Origin of the sequence: Faecalibacterium faecis (genome assembly GCF_040096475.1) — a bacterium.
GTDB classification, from domain to species: domain Bacteria; phylum Bacillota; class Clostridia; order Oscillospirales; family Ruminococcaceae; genus Faecalibacterium; species Faecalibacterium taiwanense.
This window is the reverse complement of the sequence record NZ_JBBMEP010000013.1, coordinates 25,881-42,929: the sequence shown is the minus strand read 5'-3', so window position 1 is coordinate 42,929 and position 17,049 is coordinate 25,881. Positions and strand designations below refer to the sequence as shown.

The following is a 17,049-nucleotide window of genomic DNA, read 5'->3' as shown; positions in this document are numbered from 1 at the left end:
GGGAGGTGCGGGAAATGCTGACCTTTGAAAAGATTTTGAAAGTGTTTCAGGCATATCTGGATGATGATCCACTGTATGAGGTAGTTCAGACCAGCCACGGTTATACATTGATGGCATGGGAACCCCACCGGAATGACTGGTACAGCGCTGAAATACAGAAAACCCCGGAGGATTTACGGAACGCTTTGTTGGGTACATACGCCAACTTTCTGGAAGATAAGATTACTGGAAATGACCGTGACCTGACTGTGACAGAAACCGGAGAAATCCAGCAGAGGTGCCGGGAACTTTTGGAAAAGTGCAGGGAAACATGATACAGAAACGCCAGAAGGAGGCCGCGATTATGCGTCCTCCTTCTGCTTCGCAGTCTGTTCCATTTTGAGCGCCCCGTCTATGGCACCTTCGATAATCGGCAGGTATTCTTCAGGGCAAAGCTTCAGCTTATGGCTGACCCGCTGCCGCTGTGCGCTTTCTTCCCGCATGATCTCCGGGTTAAAATATCGCTCTACGGGAAGTCCGCAGACCTTAATCAACTGGATCATCACAGGCAGGCTCGGAATCGCACCTTGATTCTCAATGTTGGCAAGATACCGCCATTCAATCCCAACCATTTCTGCCAATGTTTTTCGTGCCAGACGCTTTGCCTCTCGTGCGGCTTTGACATCCGCACCGAAGGTTTCAAAACCGGGACAATCTTCAACTTTCGCCATATAACATCACCCGGTTACATTGTATAATTCATACTTTGCCCGCGGAATGTTGCTATATGAAGGTTAGTTGAAGTTTATAATTCATATTCTATTTGTTGCATTGTTCGAGAAAGAGAACTATAATGTACTCTGTGGAGGTGCAGAATGGATTATATGACACTAAAAGAGGCCGCCGAAAAATGGGGCGTGACCCCACGATGGATAAACTATTACTGCACTGCGGGTCGCATCCCCGGTGCTGTAAAAATGGCGACGATTTGGCTGATTCCGAAAACTGCGGAAAAGCCGATTGATGGTCGGACAAAAAGAAGAAAGGGAGATAAGCATGAAAAAAATACTGCTGGTTGAAGATGACCCCAATATAGTGTCCTCCCTTACTTTATTTATGAAAAATGAAGGCTATCTGGTTGACAGTGCAAATGGACAACAAACTGCTTTACAGAAAATAGCTCAGGAACAATACGACATTATCCTTTTAGATATTTCGTTGAATGATGGAAATGGTTTTAGCACTTGCTCAGCAATTAAGAGCCAAAAAGACATTCCCATTATCTTTCTGACCGCAGATGATGATGAATTTAGTGTTGTTAGCGGTCTGGAATTGGGTGCAGATGATTATATTTGCAAGCCGTTCCGCCCAAGAGAATTATTGGCAAGAATCAACACTGTGTTGCGCAGAAAAAATGGAAAAAGTGAATTTCTGTCTTGTAAAGATATTACAGTTGATGTTCAAAAGGCGGTTGTCCGAAAAGGAAATACAGAGCTATTCCTTTCGGCATTAGAATACCGTTTGCTGTTGGTGTTTTTGCAGAATCCGGGTGTTGTATTTTCAAGGAAAAAACTACTTGAAATGATTTGGGATGTTACAGGTGATTTTATTAGTGACAACACATTGACTGTCTATATGAAAAGATTGCGAGATAAAATTGAAACAAATCCACAAGAGCCGGAAATTCTTTTGACTGTTCGCGGGCTTGGGTATAAGGCTGGTGAATAACATGGATTTTTTACGAAACAAGGAAGTTCGATTGCAAATAATGCTCTGTATTGGTGTGACGGTGATTGGGAGTGTTTTAAGCTATTTCTTTTGCATGAAGTTCTATTGGGTTACATTTTTAACTGGCTGCGCCATCACCGCTATTTCCCTTATATTCACATATCGCCGCTATATGAAGATTTCTTCTTTAAGTCAGGATATTGATAGACTATTACATGGTGAAGAAAGTATTCGTTTTGACGATTATGGTGAGGGAGAGTTAGCTGTTCTGGAAAATGAGATTTCAAAAATGACATTACGGCTTTTAGTGCAATCGGGACAGCTGCAAAAAGATAAAAAATATTTAGCGGATTCTTTGGCGGATATTTCCCACCAATTAAAGACACCGCTGACTTCTCTTGAAATATTGAATGCTGCGCTTTCACAAGAAGGTATTGATTTCGAACAGCAATCTTCACTATTGCATGAACAGTTATTACTGTTGTCACGTATGGAATGGCTGATTGACGTTTTATTAAAGCTGTCGCGTCTTGATGCAGGGACAATCAAATTCGAAAATAAGTCCTTTCCTGTGGAAAAATTAGTCCAGCAGGCAACAGCGCCATTTGATATCATGCTGGATATTAAAAATATTAAAATGGATATTTCAGATATAGAGGAAATTCAACTATACGGGGATATCAAGTGGCTTGCAGAAGCTTTGTCTAATGTTGTAAAAAATTGTATTGAATCTACTCCCGATGGAGGACAAGTAAAAATCAGCGCTGAAGAAAATGCCATGTATGTGAAATTGTGTGTTATCGATAGCGGAACAGGCATAGCGGAGGAAGATATTCCACACTTATTTGAGCGTTTCTATCGAGGTAAGAACTCCGGCAAAAACGGGGCAGGGATTGGCTTGGCCTTAGCAAAAGCAATTATCACGCAGCAGAACGGAAGGATTATCGCTGAAAACATAATGCCATGTGGGGCAAAATTTACAATTTTCTTTGACAGAGGGGTTGCATAATGCAATCCCTTTTTTGCAAAGTGACATTTTTGTAATGAAAGCGTAATAATAGAGTTATTTAAATTTGCTATGATTTCATCATTGTACGGAATTACTTTCAGCAGGAGGAAACAACAATGGAAATATTAAGAGTTGAAAATGTTTGCAAAACATACCACACAGGTGAAACCACAGTGAATGCCTTGACCGATATTTCATTTTCAGTGCAAAAAGGAGAATTTGTTGCAATAATTGGCGCATCTGGCTCTGGTAAATCCACTTTGCTCCATATTCTCGGCGGTATTGATCGTCCCACATCAGGCGAAGTAATTGTAGATGGTCAAAGTGTGTATGAACAAACGGAAGATCAACTTGCCGTGTTTCGCAGACGCCAAGTAGGACTGATTTACCAGTTCTATAACTTGATTCCGGTCTTGAATGTAGAGGAAAATATTACCCTGCCTATTAGGCTGGATGGGCGAAAAATAAATAAGAAGCGTTTAGCAGAATTGTTAGAGGTACTTGGCTTAACAAAGCGTAGAAAGCATTTGCCAAGTCAGCTTTCAGGTGGGCAGCAACAACGTGTGTCCATTGGTCGTGCGCTTATTAACGCTCCTGCAATTCTCTTAGCTGATGAACCTACGGGAAACCTGGATACACAAAACACACAAGAAATCATGCAACTTTTGAAAGCTTCTAATAAATCCTATCATCAAACGATTGTCCTGATTACCCATGACCGGGAAATCGCTTTACAAGCAGATCGGATTTTGGAAATACAGGATGGTCAGCTTGTCAGGGATGAGGTGATTCGCTGATGGAAACAATATTTACCCTTACATTAAGGACACTGCAACAAAACAAAAAGCGTGCATTTCTTACGATTTTCACGATCATTCTTTCGGTAGGTATGATGACTGCTGTCTTGTGTGGCGGCTGGTCCATGCTTCGCTTTTTGCAAGAGAAAGAAGCCGTATACGGTGGAGATTATGCGTATCGTATTGAACTCACCTCGCAGCAGCAAGCGGAAACTCTTATGCAAGGAAAGAATATAGAGAATGTGTCGTTGCTACGTTTCGCTGGAAGTAGTTTTTACGGAGAACCATCTAATAAAAATTTGCTTGCCATTGCAGAAATCAACGATGCATTTGTCGAAAATTTTTATCTGGAACAATATTTACTGGAAGGCCGTTACCCGTTCAATGAAAATGAAATTGTCTTAACGCAAGATTTTATTGACGATAATGGGCTTACATTCTCTGTTGGGGATACGATACAACTTTTACTTGGTACGCGAGTGTGGGACGAAATCGACACAGAGTTATATGGATTAGTAAATTATCTGGGTGATAGGGAAAGTTTTCATCCAGATACTGCGGAGCGGACATATACCATTGTTGGTATTGTATCTGAAATGAATGGGTCTAAAGTAGCCAGTGACTTTAACGCTTATATCGGAATTAGCAATAATGAAACTAATTTATCGGCATTTGTAAAGTGCAAGGATATTTCTAAGTCTATATACGCCGAAGCGGAAGAAAATGCAAAAGCAGTTGGTGGTATTGTGTCAGCATTCCATTCTGATTTGCTCATTTATCATGGTGTGACTGCGGGTAAGGGAGCTGTAAAGATGATTGCGGCTGTTGCTGTAGTTATTCTATTGCTAATGGCTGCTTGCTCTGCCATGATTAGCAATGTCCTTTCGATTTCTCTGCAGGAACGTATTAAGCAGCTTGGTATGCTTGCGAGTATCGGTGCAACAAGTAAACAGAAGAAAGCCAGCGTTACCATAGAAGCCTTTCTACTTGGCATAATTGGTATTCCATTGGGCCTGTTATTTGGTTTGGGTTTAACGGTTGTTGTTCTGGCAATGATACGGATTTCCTTTAAAGACACTTTTACTTTTGGAATGATTGAGCTAAAAACATATATTTATTGGCTCCCTTTTCTCCTGGGAGCAATTTCAGGTATTGGTTCTTTGTTTTTTGCTTGTAAAACTCCGGGAAAAATCGCTTCAAAAGTTACAGTAATCGATACATTGAAGCAAACCAACATTTATCAAGTAAAGCAAAAATGGATAACACATGGAAAACTAATGTCAATATTTTTTGGAATCTACGGATCGTTGGCTTCAAAAAATATCCATCGGAATCCGAAACGCTTTCGTGCGATAACGCTTTCTATTTTTTTAGCTGTGGTTCTTGGGTTATCCTTGTATAGTTTTTCGGATTTTATGCTTTTTCAAACATCTATGGATATGAAAGAAGATGGTTCAAGTTATACAGATGTTCAAGCTGCTGTTCCGTATAAAGATTTAGCAACTGCTGCGAAAGCAATTTCTGATGAGGGTATTTCAGCAGACATATCCTATCGTATTTCCCGATACATGACAGCTGCATTTGAGGAAGAAAATATCAATTCAGATATGGCGGGATACTTTATAAATGGCAACTTTGCAGAATTATATGTTGTGGGTATTGATGAAGAACATTTTCGCGCTATTTGTAAAGAAAATGATTTGAATTATACAGGATATGATGGCAAGCCAAATCACGGAATACTATTCAATCATGCAACTGGGAATTATGGTACGTCTCCAAATCGTGTTGTAGTTGGTTCTCCGTTTGTGCTTGAAAATGGGTGTAAAATCGAACTGGAATACGGCGACGATACAAATAAAACGGTCATTGTTCAAGATATTGTGAATGGAAATAATGCGAGTATTCAATCACAATTTGTTCAAGATAGAGCTGTCTTGATTGTTCCAATGTCTTTTTTTCAGTGGCTGCTGAATGATGATACCGCTATTGAACTTACCATTAACACAGCACAGCACGAAGAAGTTGCGGAGTGTTTAGCGGATACGGGATTTTTTCAAGTGGTTGATGTGGCAAGTACAACGGAAAATTCCCGCCAGACATATATGCTTCTCAAAATGATGGTTTGCATCTTCACGGTCTTAATGACAATGATTATTGGACTAAATGTATGCAATACGATTTCAAATACCATAGATGTCCGTAGAAGTGAGTTTGCAGTATTGCGATCTGTTGGCATGACATCTGGTGATTTAAAGAAAATGTTACTTTTGGAATCTGTATTATATGGCATGAAGTCGCTGATATTTGCAATACCGATCAGCTTAATCATTCATTATGTCATGTATTCCATGATTTCGAAAGGAATGACCCCATTTGTGTTTTATATCAATTGGGGAGCATACGGAATCGCTGTTATTATGGTTGCACTTGTAGTAGTAACGGCAATGCTGTTTTCTTTGCGAAGTATTGAAAAGGTTGAAATTGTGAAAGAATTGAAAACTGGGAGCATGTAGTTCAAGACAATCGGGAATTAGGCACATCTCGTAAAATGAAAGGAAAGAAATGAAATGAACAAAAAACATATTACTCATGGCAAGTTGAAAGTATTTATGATATTATTTTTGGCTGTTATTTTGATTGTTCTGGTTGTAGTATGCGCCAAGAAAATTAAACTTTCTCAAAACGAAAAAAATATTATCGGCACATGGAAAAACAGCAATTCAGAAAATGTAATTACAGTTCAAGACAGTGACACTCTAATACTGTACAATGACATTCCTGAAGCAGGTTTATATCATGGTAATGCTTCTTATCATTTCAGTTACACAGATACTATCTGTGTAACACAGGATGACATCAGTGCGGAGTTTTGTGTTGATGTTGATGAAAATCAATTGATAATCTACTTTGCAGGTCAGGTATATTTAGTGTTGCAAAAATAGTAACAGCGCGTAAATCAATTTAAGTATGTAGCATCATAGTACATATCGGAAAGCAGGACTCTCACCAGCTTTCAGTTACCATCCGAAAATCCAAGGCAACGCCTATTCTGATTCTGGCTTCCCAATTTTGTCATGCGGAGCACATGTGGGTATTTCGGCAAGGCGCACACGCATACATTTGAGAGCTGTATTTGACAGAGAAGTTTCTGGCAAAGGCTCAGGCACTCATACAGTTATATTGTGAGCTAAAGAAGTAGCTGGAAATATGCTATACGCTGGCTTTCGGCAAAGACCTTGTGATTGAGCCATTATTCAGGTGAGTGATACTTTATCATCGCTCATTTTGAAAGGGATGGACAAGAAAATAAAACAAACACAATATTTCTAATACTCTGCCGGACGACGGCAAAAGAAAAAAGCCGTCGTAGAGCAGACAATTTGACACGCCCATTTGAAACGGCGGCTTTGATTTTCAGAGCCGCCGTTTCTTTTCGTCTATCCTAAACCAACGACGACCTAACACCGTGTAAATCCACGGCGGCACATAGGAGGATTGCCGCCGTGTCTATTTTTGCCTTTTTTCACAGTACACATGAACTGCACCAGCTAAAAAAAGCCTGTTCCCAGCAGCGGAGCAATGCGGTCAGAAGTATGTACTATACCATGTAAGTAAACAACAAAAAGTATTCCATGACGCTCGTATGGCATTATGCCGTTCGGGCGTTTTTTTGTCCCTATGGAGCCGGAACATCGGGTCAACATGGCCCGAACTTTATCCTCGGTGCCGCTCCCCGCCGCCTTATTCAGATTTACCCAAAAAATCTGAATGGAGGAAAGGTAGATGGAAGTTACCATCAATTATAACGGACAAGCTGTTGCCGTGGAGGTCACGCTGGAAGTCTATGAATTTCTTGACCGGGCCGATCATAAAACGGAGAACCTGTTCCATGAACAGCGGCGGCATTGGGATGGCCGGGAGTTTGACGAGTACATCATTACCACCGAGGGTGTAGGGGTCTGCAGCGAAACGCCGGAGGAATACCTTTGCCGCATGGAAACGCTGCATGAGCTGATGGCTGTTCTGGACACCTGTACCGAGGCCCAGCGCCGCCGGTTCCTGCTCTATGCGCTTGACGGGCTGAGCCTTGCAGAGATCGGTGTGCTGTGCGGCTGCTCCAAAGTGGCTGTTTATCAAAGTGTGGAGGCGGTCAGAAAAAAATTTATAAATTTCTTTGAGAACAGGCTTAACGAATGACCTGTTTTCTGGCTACCAAGTGAAAGGGATCATTTCCCTTATCTCAGCGAGGGGCGGACAGCGGACGAGCTGTCCGCCTCTCCGATTTTCAGGAGGTAAGCCTATGAAAACAATCAATCTGCGGTGGATGTATCCCCACTACCGGCATGACGAGTTTGTGGATGTTACGGACGAGGTATGGGCAGCGATGTATCAGGCCCAGCGGGAGATGGAGAACTATGAGCGCCGGAAAGTCTACCACCGCGCCTACTACTCTCTGGACGCATACAGCTGGCTGGAAAATTACGCACTGGAACACAACAGATCGCCGGAAGATATTTTGCTGGAACGAGAAGAAATGACCACCCGCCTGCACCTGATAGCAGCTCTGCCGGTGGCTCTGGCTCATGCCACTCCGACACAGGCCCGCCGTGTTCACGCCTACTATATTGCCGGTATCAAGCAGCCGGAAATCTCCCGGAGAGAGGGCGTCCACAGCAGCAAGGTCAGCGTTGCCATCCGTCGGGGTCTGCGGAATATGCGCCGCTGCTATGATGACCTTTTTCAAACAGAGTGAGGGCGTGCCTATGCAGACCATCAATCTCAAACAATATTATCCATTTTGCAAAGAGGACATTTTTGTGGAGGTGTCCGATGAGATCGTCGAAGCGTTTCTTCTGGATAAGAGAGCCGAGGCCGCCAGAGAGCGCAAGATGTTCCGGTATAAGGCGTTTTATTCCCTCGATTGTAACGATGGAATCGAAAATGCCGCCATCGGCTGGGCGCAGCCATCGCCGGAGGACTACCTGATAGAAAAAGAAGAATTAGCCGAATACGAAGAACTGATACGGCGATTGTACGAAGCCATTTCTTCCCTGCCGCCTATGCAGGCTCGCCGTGTCCACGCCCGCTATATGCTGGGTATGAAAGTGAAAGATATTGCCGCAATGGAGGGTATCACGCCATCACAGGCGGGAAAATCCATCCACGCTGCACTGCGGAGGCTGCGCCGGTACTTTGCGCGTCAGAAATGGACGGTCAATCTATGAGTATTTCCAAAGAAAAGAGGTGCCTGACATGAACGAAAAAATTACAGCCCACCCCCAAAAAGAAGAACGGGAGAAAGTTCTGAAGGAGATCCGGCAGCTTGAAAACCGCAAGAAGATTTTAGAGAACAAGCAGCGGAATGAAGAACGCAGGGGTCGCACCCGCCGCCTGATTGAGCGCGGAGCCGTTTTGGAGGGGATTTTCCCGCTGGCTCCCGACCTTTCCGGCGCGGAGGTCAAAACATTTCTGATTGCCCTGTCCCATCTTCCGGGGGCTGCGGAATTGACTGCAAACCTGCCAAAATCCGGGGACACGCCATAAGTCCCTTGTTTACAAGGGCGCACTTATACACCGTTGCCGGTGCTGTGCGCCCTGCCGGGGGCGTTGCGTACTTCGTCCGCGATGGGGCGCTACACTCCCCAAACCCCTTGTGCGCCCCGCGCAGCCAAACACCCGCTTCGCGTTTGTTCGGCTCCACGGAGCCTGAAATATCCCCGCCGAAAGGAGGTGCCACCCATAGATTTCTGTCATATCCCCGTCAGTATTATCAAGCGCAGCGCAGGCCGTTCTGCTGTTGCCGCAGCTGCTTACCGCAGCGGAACCAAGCTGACAAATGAATGGGACGGCATGACCCACGACTACACCCGGAAAGGCGGCATTGTTCATGCGGAGATCATGCTGCCTGCCCACGCGCCGCCGGAATTTGCAGACCGATCTATCCTCTGGAACAGCGTGGAGCAAATCGAGAAAGCAAGGGACAGCCAGCTTGCCCGCGAGATTGAAGCAGCCCTGCCCCGTGAACTGTCCGGCGAAGAGCAGCTTGCCCTTGTGCGTGCCTATGTGAAGGACAACTTTGTAGACAAAGGAATGTGCGCCGACTTTGCTATCCATGACAAGGGAACCGGCAACCCTCATGTCCATATCATGCTGACGCTCCGGCCTCTGAAAGAAAATGGACAGTGGGGCGCAAAGTGCCGCAAGGCATACGATCTGGACGAGAATGGACAGCGTATCCCGGATGGGAAAGGCGGCTGGAAAAATCATCGTGAGGATACAACCGATTGGAACGATAAAGGAAATGTGGAGATTTGGCGGGCAGCGTGGGCAGCCTACACCAACCGGGCGCTGGAATCTGCCGGTAGACCGGAGCGCATTGACCACCGCAGCTACAAGCGGCAGGGCATTGATAAAATCCCATCTGTCCATCTGGGGCCAGCCGCCAGCCAAATGGAAAAGCGCGGTATCCGCACCGACAAGGGAGAAGTAAACCGGCAGATCGCCGCCGACAACAAGCTGCTCAAGGAAATCAAGGCTCGCATTACCCGCCTTTACAACTGGTCTAAGGCCGAAGCCGAAAAGCCGGTGGGACAGCAGCCCAGCATGATTGACTTGTGGGAGGCCCAGCAGCAGCTCAAGCGGCCTGACACCCGCACCGGCAAAATCCGGGCTTTGCAAGAAAGCGCTGCACTATTCAGCTTTTTACAGGCAAACGGCATCCAGTCTATGCAGCAGCTTCATGAAAAAATCGCTGATATGAACAGCCGTTACTATGACCTGCGCGGAAAGATCGTCAAGGCCGAGCGCCGGATCACTATCCTTACCGAGCGCGGGGAGATGTGGGCGCAGTACAACCAGTACAAGACTGTCCATAAGCAGTTTGCCAAGGTGAAGCCGGAGAAGCGGGAACTGTTCGAGCAGCGCCACAGCCGGGAACTGATTCTGTATGACGCAGCGGCCCGGTATCTGAAAGAACTGAAAGACAGCGGCGAGGCAATCACCCCGAAGGCATGGCAGCGGGAAATTGACCAGCTGGCCGCTGGAAAGCAGGCGGACACGCTTGCCATGAAATCCATGCGGGAGGATTTGAAAGCAGTGGAACGGCTCCGCAAAACCGCCGAGCAGCTGTCCAGACAGGAACGGGACAAGTCTCACGACCGGGAGCCGGAGCGGTAAGGGCTACCACGTTTCACGACATACTTTTGCACACAGAAAAACCGCCGTACAGGTTTCCCCCATACGGCGGCAGACTGTTTATTTGCCGAACAAGTCGCTGTGTGTGCCGGTGCGGGCCAGCGTCAGCACCAGAACATCATCTTCTATGCGGTAGACAAGCAGCCAGTCCGGGAGAATGTGACATTCCCGATGGCCTGCCCAATCGCCGGACAGGTCATGGTCACGGTTCTTATCCGGCAGCGGTTCGCCCATCGCCAGCAACGCTACGACCTGCTCCAGCAGTTCGATCTTCAAGCCACGCTTGATGGCTCGTTTGTAGTCTTTTTTGAAACTGGTCGTGTACTTGACGGTATATTTGGTTTCTTTCATCTTTTCAGGTCAGCAAATAACTCGTCAAGGTCATTGTAGCCCTTTACAGACGGGTCTTTTGCAATCCTTTCCGCTTCCAGCATGGCAGCAACCGTTTCTTTGTTCGGCTGTTCCAGCCTTACTTCAAAGGGAATGCCGCCTTCACGAAGCGACTGGCGCACAAAGATGTTAAACGCCGTAGTCAGGTTCATGCCAAGTTCAGTAAACAGTGCGTCCGCCTGCGCTTTCAAATCTGCGTCCATGCGGATACTGATGTTTGTGGTATTTCCAGCCATACGATCAACCCCTTTCTGCTGGCAATTATAGTATATGCCATTTGCACGAAGAAAACAATACTTTGCACGAATATTTAATAGTAAATTCATTGAAGGAGGTCACTGTATGAAGCAAATTATTTTGCCCGTCACTATCCACCTGAATATCCGCCTGCCCCTTGCCCTCTTGCAGCTGGAATCGGCAGACGCGCCCACCGGCCCGGAGCCGGAGGCCCATGCCTGCCAGGGCTGCGGCAACTGCGGCGGGTGTGGGAAGTGCCAGCATGAAAAAAAGCAAGCCTGAACCCGTCCCCGTCATGGACTACCGCCAGTACCGCAGAGCGCGGCGGCTGGTACATGAGTGCTGCAACTATGACGGCGGCCACTGTATCGCGCTGGATGATGGGGAGGAATGTGTCTGCGTCCAGTCCATTTCCTACTCCCTGTTGTGCCGGTGGTTTCGGACGGCGGTATTGCCGCAGGATAAGGAACTGGAAACGGCGCTGTTCCACCGGATGAATGCGAAGAAATGCGCCGTATGCGGGGCGCTGTTTACCCCCGGTTCCAACCGGGCCAAATACTGCCCGGAATGTGCCGCACGCATGAAGCGGGTCAACGCCGCAAAGCGCAAGCGAAAACAACGGGAGAAATGTCACGCTTTAGGGGCTGAAAAACCCTTGTAAATCAAGGCTTTTTTCGAGGGTGTCAAAGGCAGGCTGATAGATTTATCCTCCGCCCCCTAAAACGGCCTTAAAATGCGTACAGAATCCCAAGAGAACCCCAAGGAGGAACCCTATGTCAGACAATCGAAAATATTATTATCTGAAACTCAAAGAAAACTATTTTGACGATGATTCCATCGTGCTGCTGGAAAGTATGCAGGATGGTGTGCTGTATTCCAACATTCTGCTCAAGCTGTATCTGAAATCGCTGAAACATGGTGGACGGCTTCAACTTGACGAGGACATTCCTTACACGGCGCAGATGATCGCCACCATTACCCGCCAGCAGATCGGCACTGTGGAGAGAGCCTTGCAGATCTTTTTGAAGCTGGGTCTTGTGGAGGTGCTGGACAGCGGCACATTCTACATGAGCAACATCGAACTTTTAATCGGCCAGTCCTCTACCGAGGCTGAGCGAAAGCGGGCTGCGAGGCTCCAAAATAAGGCTCTTTCTGCGCCCCGGACAAACGGCGGACATTTGTCCGACATTCATCCACCAGAGATAGAGATAGAGTTAGAGAAAGAGATAGAGATAAAGAGAGAGATAGAGAAGGGACACCCCGCCCCCGCCTATGGCCGTTACCAGAATGTTTTCCTGACAGATGAAGAACTGGCAGACTTGCAGGCCAGCTTTCCTGCTGTATGGGAACAGTACATCGAAAAACTGTCCGAGTACATGGCTTCTACCGGCAAGCGTTATCAGAGCCATGCAGCGACCATCCGGCGCTGGGCCGGTGAGGACGCGAAGAAAGCAGCCCCGCCCTCTCGCAACCGGGATTACAGCGTAAAGGAGGATGAAACCGTATGATTGAGATTACCGCAGAAATCCGGGCGCTGATTGACAAGGCAGCCGCCGGTGTGGAACTGGCTGAGGACGAGTATATAGACCTGTCAGACGGTCTCATTCACTGTAAAAAGTGCGGCGGCCAGAGGCAGACCGTTGTGCCATGCTTTGGGAAACCCGGCTACTTCATGCCCCGCTGTATCTGCCAGTGTCAGCGGGAGGCCGAGGAACAGCGCAAGGCCGCCGAGGAACGGCAGCGCCGCATGGAGCGCATCAAGCGCCGGAAGGCCCAGGGCCTGCAAGACCGCTATCTGTACGACTACACCTTTGCCAACGACAACGGCCAAAATCCTCTGATGGAAAAGGCCCGCGCCTACGTGGAGAACTGGAAGGAGGCATACAGGAACAACACCGGCCTGCTGTTGTTCGGGGATGTGGGAACCGGCAAGTCCTTTTTCGCCGGCTGCATCGCCAACGCCCTGCTTGACCGGGATGTGCCTGTGCTGATGACGAACTTTCCCACCATCCTGAACCGCCTGACAGGGATGTTCTCCGAAGACAGGGCCGACTTTATCGCCAGCTTTGACGAATACGACCTGCTTATCATTGACGATCTGGGTGTAGAGCGCAGTACCGAGTATGCGATGGAGCAGATGTTTTTCGTCATCGACAGCCGCTACCGCAGCCGCAGGCCCATGATTATCACAACAAACTTGAAACTGTCCGAGCTGAAAAACCCGCCTGATCTGGCCCACGCCCGTATCTATGACCGTATTTTGGAACGGTGTGCGCCGATCCTCTTTGACGGGAAGAATTTCCGGGAAGAAAATGCCGGTGCTACCCGACAGACAGCAAAAGACATTGTAAGCAGTAAGCAAGACTGATTTTTTACCGGGCGGCACAGACCCGTTCGGAGAAAGGAGCGCCATGAACAAAGAACCCCGTACTATGCAGGTGGCAGCCGCCGCTACTGCGTCCAGAGCGCCGGAAAACACGGCGGCGATGGTAAAGAAAATCGGCAAGACGACCTACAAGGTTCATGTCCATTTCAGCAATACCAGCACAGAAACCATGAGCGATAAAATCAAGCGTATGCTCAAAAATGAAATTCAGCAAATGTGACAGACTGATAAACGAAGCCGCCTTGTGCTAAACTGATGATGGTACGCACCAAAATTTTTGTCAAGGAGGACACGAAAATGCTTTACACAGAAAAAGAGAAACATGAAATTGAGCGAGTAAAGGAAGTCTTTGCGGAACATCTGCGGCAAAGCCCTGATTTTGAACTGCTCTGGTCGGACAAGGTAGGCTATGTTTGGCTGGCGATTGGCGTAAATCCAGTCTATGTGGATACCGGTATCAGGATAGAATCTGCCGCCGATCTCTGCGGCAGGTGTTTGGATGATGTTGCTATGGATGTTTTGTATATGACGGGCAACGATCATGCACTGGAAGCAGCCGACCCGCTGGAATTGGCCGAAATCAAGCGGCGCTGGGAGCCATATATCAACCAGCTGCCAGACTATGCGTATCTCTGCAAAGACCTGCTGAACGGAAAAATGTAATCTATCAAACGAGGTGTCAGGAGCCATACGGTGCTTCTGGCACCTTTTTTGTGGATTTTTTGTGAATTTGATGAAAAAGTCCTTGACAACTCGTTTCGGGCAAAACGGCCAAGTCGATCCTTATTTCCTGCGGTGCCCGGCTCGCACCCTTCGATATTCAGGAAGTCCGGGATGCCACCATGTACGATGAGCTGGAACTGGACAAGCTGGGCGACCGAAAAACGGCGCTGTTTCTCATCATGAGTGATACGGACAGCACCTTTAACTTCCTGATCTCCATGATCTACACCCAGCTTTTCAATCTGCTCTGCGATAAGGCGGATGACCAATACGGCGGCAAGTTGCCTGTCCATGTGCGGTGCCTGATCGATGAGTGTGCTAACATCGGTCAGATTCCGCAGCTGGAAAAGCTGGTGGCTACCATCCGCAGCCGTGAGATCTCGGCGTGTCTGGTCTTGCAGACCCGCAGCCAGCTGAAAGCCATCTACAAAGATAATGCGGATACCATCGTGGGCAACATGGACAGCCAGATTTTCCTCGGCGGCAGTGAGCCTACCACCCTGAAAGATCTTGCCGAAGCACTCGGCAAGGAAACCATCGACAGCTACAACAATTCTGATACCCGTGGCAATAGCCCAAGCTATGGAACCAACTATCAAAAACTCGGCCACGAACTTATGAGCCGGGATGAACTGGCGGTGCTGGATGGCGGCAAGTGCATCCTGCAACTGCGGGGTGTGCGCCCGTTTTTGAGCGACAAGTACGACCTGACCCAGCACCCGAACTACAAGTACACCTCCGATTATGACCCCAAGAACGCCCTCGATATCGAGAAGTTCTTGAACCGAAAAGAAAAAATCCACCCGGATGATACCTTCATCATGGTGGATGCTGATTCACTCCCGCCCGCCTGATAAGACGAGCGGTTATTTTTTATCCATTGACCCAACAGGTACACCGGAAAATCAGCCTTCGCCGTGGTTTTCGGCTTTTTGCAAACGGATTTCGGGTGTGTGCAGGGTCACTTTTTCAAAACAAAGGAGATTTTTCTATGGAATTCTTTAACAGCGCAGTGGACGTTCTGAAGACTCTGGTTGTGGCATTGGGTGCCGGTCTGGGCGTGTGGGGTGCCGTTAACCTGATGGAGGGTTACGGCGGCGATAACCCCTCCGCAAATGCTCATGTACGGTAGAGAAGCACAAAGCAAAACAAGGATAGCCAGCCCTGCCACTATTCCGAAGTCAGGGGAACGCAATAGAAAAATTCATAGCTGTATGCTATACTTAATTAGCATTTGAACATATCAAGCTGACACAGCAATCTCTTTACTTGCCGTTAATGCGCGTCTACCAATAGTCCGCACAAAGCAAGAGTAGCGTAAAGGTATAAAAATTTCAAACTTCTTTGTAACGAAATTCCGATTTCTCCGTCTAACCTATGAAGCTGAAGGAGGTGATGACAAGTATGGACTATGAAAAGCTCTATAAAGCCTACTATTTACAGGTATACTCGTATACTATTTCTCTTGCCAAAAATCGTGAGATAGCAGAGGAAATCACGCAGAACACATTCTATAAGGCTGTTTCTACAACATCACAATTCAAAGGTAAGTCAGATGAATTGACATGGCTCTGCTCCATAGCAAAAAACCTTTACCATGATGAAATGCGAAGCCGTCAGCGAGTAGCTGATGTGAGTGAAATCAATGACTTGCCATCAAATGAAAATGTTGAGAACTCAGTTGCAGATTCTGACATGGCGTTCCGCATACACCTCGTTCTTCACCGTTTGGAAGAACCATACAAAGAAGTCTTTCAGCTTCGCGTATTCGGGGAACTATCTTTTTCACAAATCGCTGCAATTTTTGGAAAAACAGAATCATGGGCGAGAGTTACTTATCATCGTGCAAAGCTAAAAATTCAAGAAAGGATGGATGAAAAGCATGAGTAAACAATGCGATATTGTTCGAGATATTCTTCCGCTGTATGTTGACGGTGCTTGCAGCGAAGCAAGCGCAGAGATGGTAAAAGAGCATTTGAACGCCTGTGCTGACTGTAACGCAATTTATCAGAAATTGCTTTCTCACACGAGCGAAGATGTTCTTCACGAAGAAAGCGAAAGCGTTATTATGCGCCATGAGGCAAAAGAAAAGCAGAGAGGCAGAAAAAAGATAACGATTGCTGTTCTCGTTTCCATCGCTCTTTGTATCATTGCAATTTTTACAGCTCTCTTTCTGTTACCTATAAACATTGCTTATGAGCCTGTCAAAATCGACTTCCCATTTGAGGTTGAAGATGTCGAAAGCGTTGAAATGTACCACTATGACGGAGTGCCTGCATCAGCAGAAAAGAAAGTAGTTGTTGCTGAAAATGATATAAAGACCCTGTATGATAAGTTCAAGGGCTTATCCTTAAAAGACAAAACAACTGAGGAAACTGCCGGAGCAGATGTGACCAGCTTTAGATTTAACCTCTCAGATGGAACAAGCTACGATTTGATTTACGCCTGCTATGGAGTTAAAAACGGCGAATTGAAGTCAGAAGCAGGCGGTTTTAAGTATTTCACAAGTGCGGATATTGGCTCTTATTGGAACGATTTGAATACGGAACTTGAAGCAATTCCTATCAATGAGAGTGAATTGCCGTGAGCAGATAGCAAACCCA

At 46.8% G+C, this 17,049-nt stretch carries 23 protein-coding genes and 2 pseudogenes; 22 read left to right on the top strand and 3 right to left on the bottom strand.

Translation table 11 applies throughout. The annotated features are described in order from the left end of the window. Positions 1–14: 14 nt before the first annotated feature. Positions 15–314, top strand: coding sequence for a hypothetical protein (locus tag WMO17_RS08240; RefSeq protein ID WP_021650276.1), 300 nt, complete (start codon positions 15–17; stop codon positions 312–314). Between the two features lie 27 nt (positions 315–341). Here WMO17_RS08240 and WMO17_RS08235 read toward each other — a convergent pair whose 3' ends face one another. Next, positions 342–710 carry a helix-turn-helix transcriptional regulator gene (locus WMO17_RS08235; protein ID WP_055214719.1) on the bottom strand — a complete coding sequence of 123 codons (369 nt, stop codon included), beginning with the start codon at positions 708–710 and terminating at the stop codon, positions 342–344. Positions 711–854: 144 nt separating this feature from the next. Between WMO17_RS08235 and WMO17_RS08230 the strand changes: the two genes are divergently transcribed. The 11 genes from WMO17_RS08230 to mobQ all read left to right on the top strand — a co-directional run bounded on the left by WMO17_RS08230 (position 855) and on the right by mobQ (position 10,692). Then, positions 855–1,058, top strand: a complete 204-nt coding sequence (locus tag WMO17_RS08230; protein WP_055214721.1) for a helix-turn-helix domain-containing protein — start codon at positions 855–857, stop codon at positions 1,056–1,058. Further along, the gene (locus tag WMO17_RS08225; protein WP_055214723.1) at positions 1,036–1,707 is read left to right on the top strand and encodes a response regulator transcription factor; all 672 of its coding nucleotides are present in this window, start codon (positions 1,036–1,038) and stop codon (positions 1,705–1,707) included. The genes WMO17_RS08230 and WMO17_RS08225 overlap by 23 nt, the downstream gene beginning before the upstream one ends. A gap of 1 nt (position 1,708) precedes the next feature. Continuing rightward, positions 1,709–2,716 (top strand): sensor histidine kinase, encoded by a 1,008-nt coding sequence (locus tag WMO17_RS08220; protein WP_055214725.1) that lies wholly within the window; start codon positions 1,709–1,711, stop codon positions 2,714–2,716. A 116-nt stretch (positions 2,717–2,832) separates the two neighbouring features. Then, positions 2,833–3,513: an ABC transporter ATP-binding protein gene (locus WMO17_RS08215; protein ID WP_055214727.1), complete on the top strand. Its 681-nt coding sequence runs from the start codon at positions 2,833–2,835 to the stop codon at positions 3,511–3,513. After that, positions 3,513–6,029 carry an ABC transporter permease gene (locus WMO17_RS08210; protein ID WP_055214729.1) on the top strand — a complete coding sequence of 839 codons (2,517 nt, stop codon included), beginning with the start codon at positions 3,513–3,515 and terminating at the stop codon, positions 6,027–6,029. Before WMO17_RS08215 ends, WMO17_RS08210 begins: the two co-directional genes overlap by 1 nt. 54 nt (positions 6,030–6,083) lie before the next feature. Then, entirely contained in the window at positions 6,084–6,458 is a 375-nt protein-coding gene (locus WMO17_RS08205) for a hypothetical protein (RefSeq protein WP_055214731.1), read from the top strand. Positions 6,459–7,299: 841 nt separating this feature from the next. Then, positions 7,300–7,713 carry an RNA polymerase sigma factor gene (locus tag WMO17_RS08200; RefSeq protein ID WP_055214733.1) on the top strand — a complete coding sequence of 138 codons (414 nt, stop codon included), beginning with the start codon at positions 7,300–7,302 and terminating at the stop codon, positions 7,711–7,713. A 103-nt stretch (positions 7,714–7,816) separates the two neighbouring features. Beyond that, positions 7,817–8,269, top strand: coding sequence for an RNA polymerase subunit sigma-24 (locus WMO17_RS08195; RefSeq protein WP_118610970.1), 453 nt, complete (start codon positions 7,817–7,819; stop codon positions 8,267–8,269). Between the two features lie 10 nt (positions 8,270–8,279). After that, entirely contained in the window at positions 8,280–8,741 is a 462-nt protein-coding gene (locus WMO17_RS08190; RefSeq protein ID WP_009589128.1) for an RNA polymerase sigma factor, read from the top strand. A gap of 28 nt (positions 8,742–8,769) precedes the next feature. Further along, positions 8,770–9,060, top strand: coding sequence for a DUF3847 domain-containing protein (locus WMO17_RS08185; protein WP_014081144.1), 291 nt, complete (start codon positions 8,770–8,772; stop codon positions 9,058–9,060). 186 nt (positions 9,061–9,246) lie between these two features. Then, positions 9,247–10,692, top strand: a complete 1,446-nt coding sequence (mobQ, locus tag WMO17_RS08180; RefSeq protein WP_349137856.1) for a MobQ family relaxase — start codon at positions 9,247–9,249, stop codon at positions 10,690–10,692. A gap of 78 nt (positions 10,693–10,770) precedes the next feature. On the opposite strand, the gene WMO17_RS08175 is transcribed toward mobQ, so the two are convergent. Both WMO17_RS08175 and WMO17_RS08170 read right to left on the bottom strand, forming a co-directional pair. Beyond that, entirely contained in the window at positions 10,771–11,061 is a 291-nt protein-coding gene (locus WMO17_RS08175; protein WP_002596328.1) for a type II toxin-antitoxin system YafQ family toxin, read from the bottom strand. Further along, positions 11,058–11,336, bottom strand: coding sequence for a type II toxin-antitoxin system RelB/DinJ family antitoxin (locus tag WMO17_RS08170; RefSeq protein ID WP_005924829.1), 279 nt, complete (start codon positions 11,334–11,336; stop codon positions 11,058–11,060). Before WMO17_RS08170 ends, WMO17_RS08175 begins: the two co-directional genes overlap by 4 nt. 106 nt (positions 11,337–11,442) lie before the next feature. Between WMO17_RS08170 and WMO17_RS08165 the strand changes: the two genes are divergently transcribed. From WMO17_RS08165 to WMO17_RS08120, 10 genes and pseudogenes are all read left to right on the top strand, one after another. Further along, complete coding sequence (locus tag WMO17_RS08165) at positions 11,443–11,619, top strand: hypothetical protein (protein ID WP_197036909.1); 177 nt, start codon at positions 11,443–11,445, stop codon at positions 11,617–11,619. Next, positions 11,600–11,998: a cysteine-rich VLP domain-containing protein gene (locus WMO17_RS08160; RefSeq protein WP_156067944.1), complete on the top strand. Its 399-nt coding sequence runs from the start codon at positions 11,600–11,602 to the stop codon at positions 11,996–11,998. Before WMO17_RS08165 ends, WMO17_RS08160 begins: the two co-directional genes overlap by 20 nt. Positions 11,999–12,110: 112 nt before the next feature. After that, the gene (locus WMO17_RS08155; RefSeq protein ID WP_156067942.1) at positions 12,111–12,845 is read left to right on the top strand and encodes a phage replisome organizer N-terminal domain-containing protein; all 735 of its coding nucleotides are present in this window, start codon (positions 12,111–12,113) and stop codon (positions 12,843–12,845) included. Continuing rightward, positions 12,842–13,705, top strand: a complete 864-nt coding sequence (locus tag WMO17_RS08150) for an ATP-binding protein (RefSeq protein ID WP_227094398.1) — start codon at positions 12,842–12,844, stop codon at positions 13,703–13,705. Before WMO17_RS08155 ends, WMO17_RS08150 begins: the two co-directional genes overlap by 4 nt. Before the next feature lie 43 nt (positions 13,706–13,748). Further along, positions 13,749–13,943 (top strand): transposon-encoded TnpW family protein, encoded by a 195-nt coding sequence (locus WMO17_RS08145; protein WP_156067938.1) that lies wholly within the window; start codon positions 13,749–13,751, stop codon positions 13,941–13,943. Positions 13,944–14,020: 77 nt separating this feature from the next. Then, the gene (locus WMO17_RS08140; RefSeq protein ID WP_173821703.1) at positions 14,021–14,386 is read left to right on the top strand and encodes a hypothetical protein; all 366 of its coding nucleotides are present in this window, start codon (positions 14,021–14,023) and stop codon (positions 14,384–14,386) included. 86 nt (positions 14,387–14,472) lie between these two features. Then, positions 14,473–15,300, top strand: a pseudogene (locus WMO17_RS08135) (VirD4-like conjugal transfer protein, CD1115 family); the annotation flags it as partial. 137 nt (positions 15,301–15,437) lie between these two features. Beyond that, positions 15,438–15,566, top strand: a pseudogene (locus tag WMO17_RS08130) (Maff2 family mobile element protein); the annotation flags it as partial. A gap of 257 nt (positions 15,567–15,823) precedes the next feature. Further along, positions 15,824–16,336: an RNA polymerase sigma factor gene (locus WMO17_RS08125; RefSeq protein ID WP_003533443.1), complete on the top strand. Its 513-nt coding sequence runs from the start codon at positions 15,824–15,826 to the stop codon at positions 16,334–16,336. Next, a complete protein-coding gene (locus tag WMO17_RS08120) occupies positions 16,329–17,033 on the top strand; it encodes a zf-HC2 domain-containing protein (protein ID WP_349137855.1) in 705 nt (234 codons plus the stop codon). The genes WMO17_RS08125 and WMO17_RS08120 overlap by 8 nt, the downstream gene beginning before the upstream one ends. The last annotated feature ends 16 nt before the right edge of the window (positions 17,034–17,049 follow it).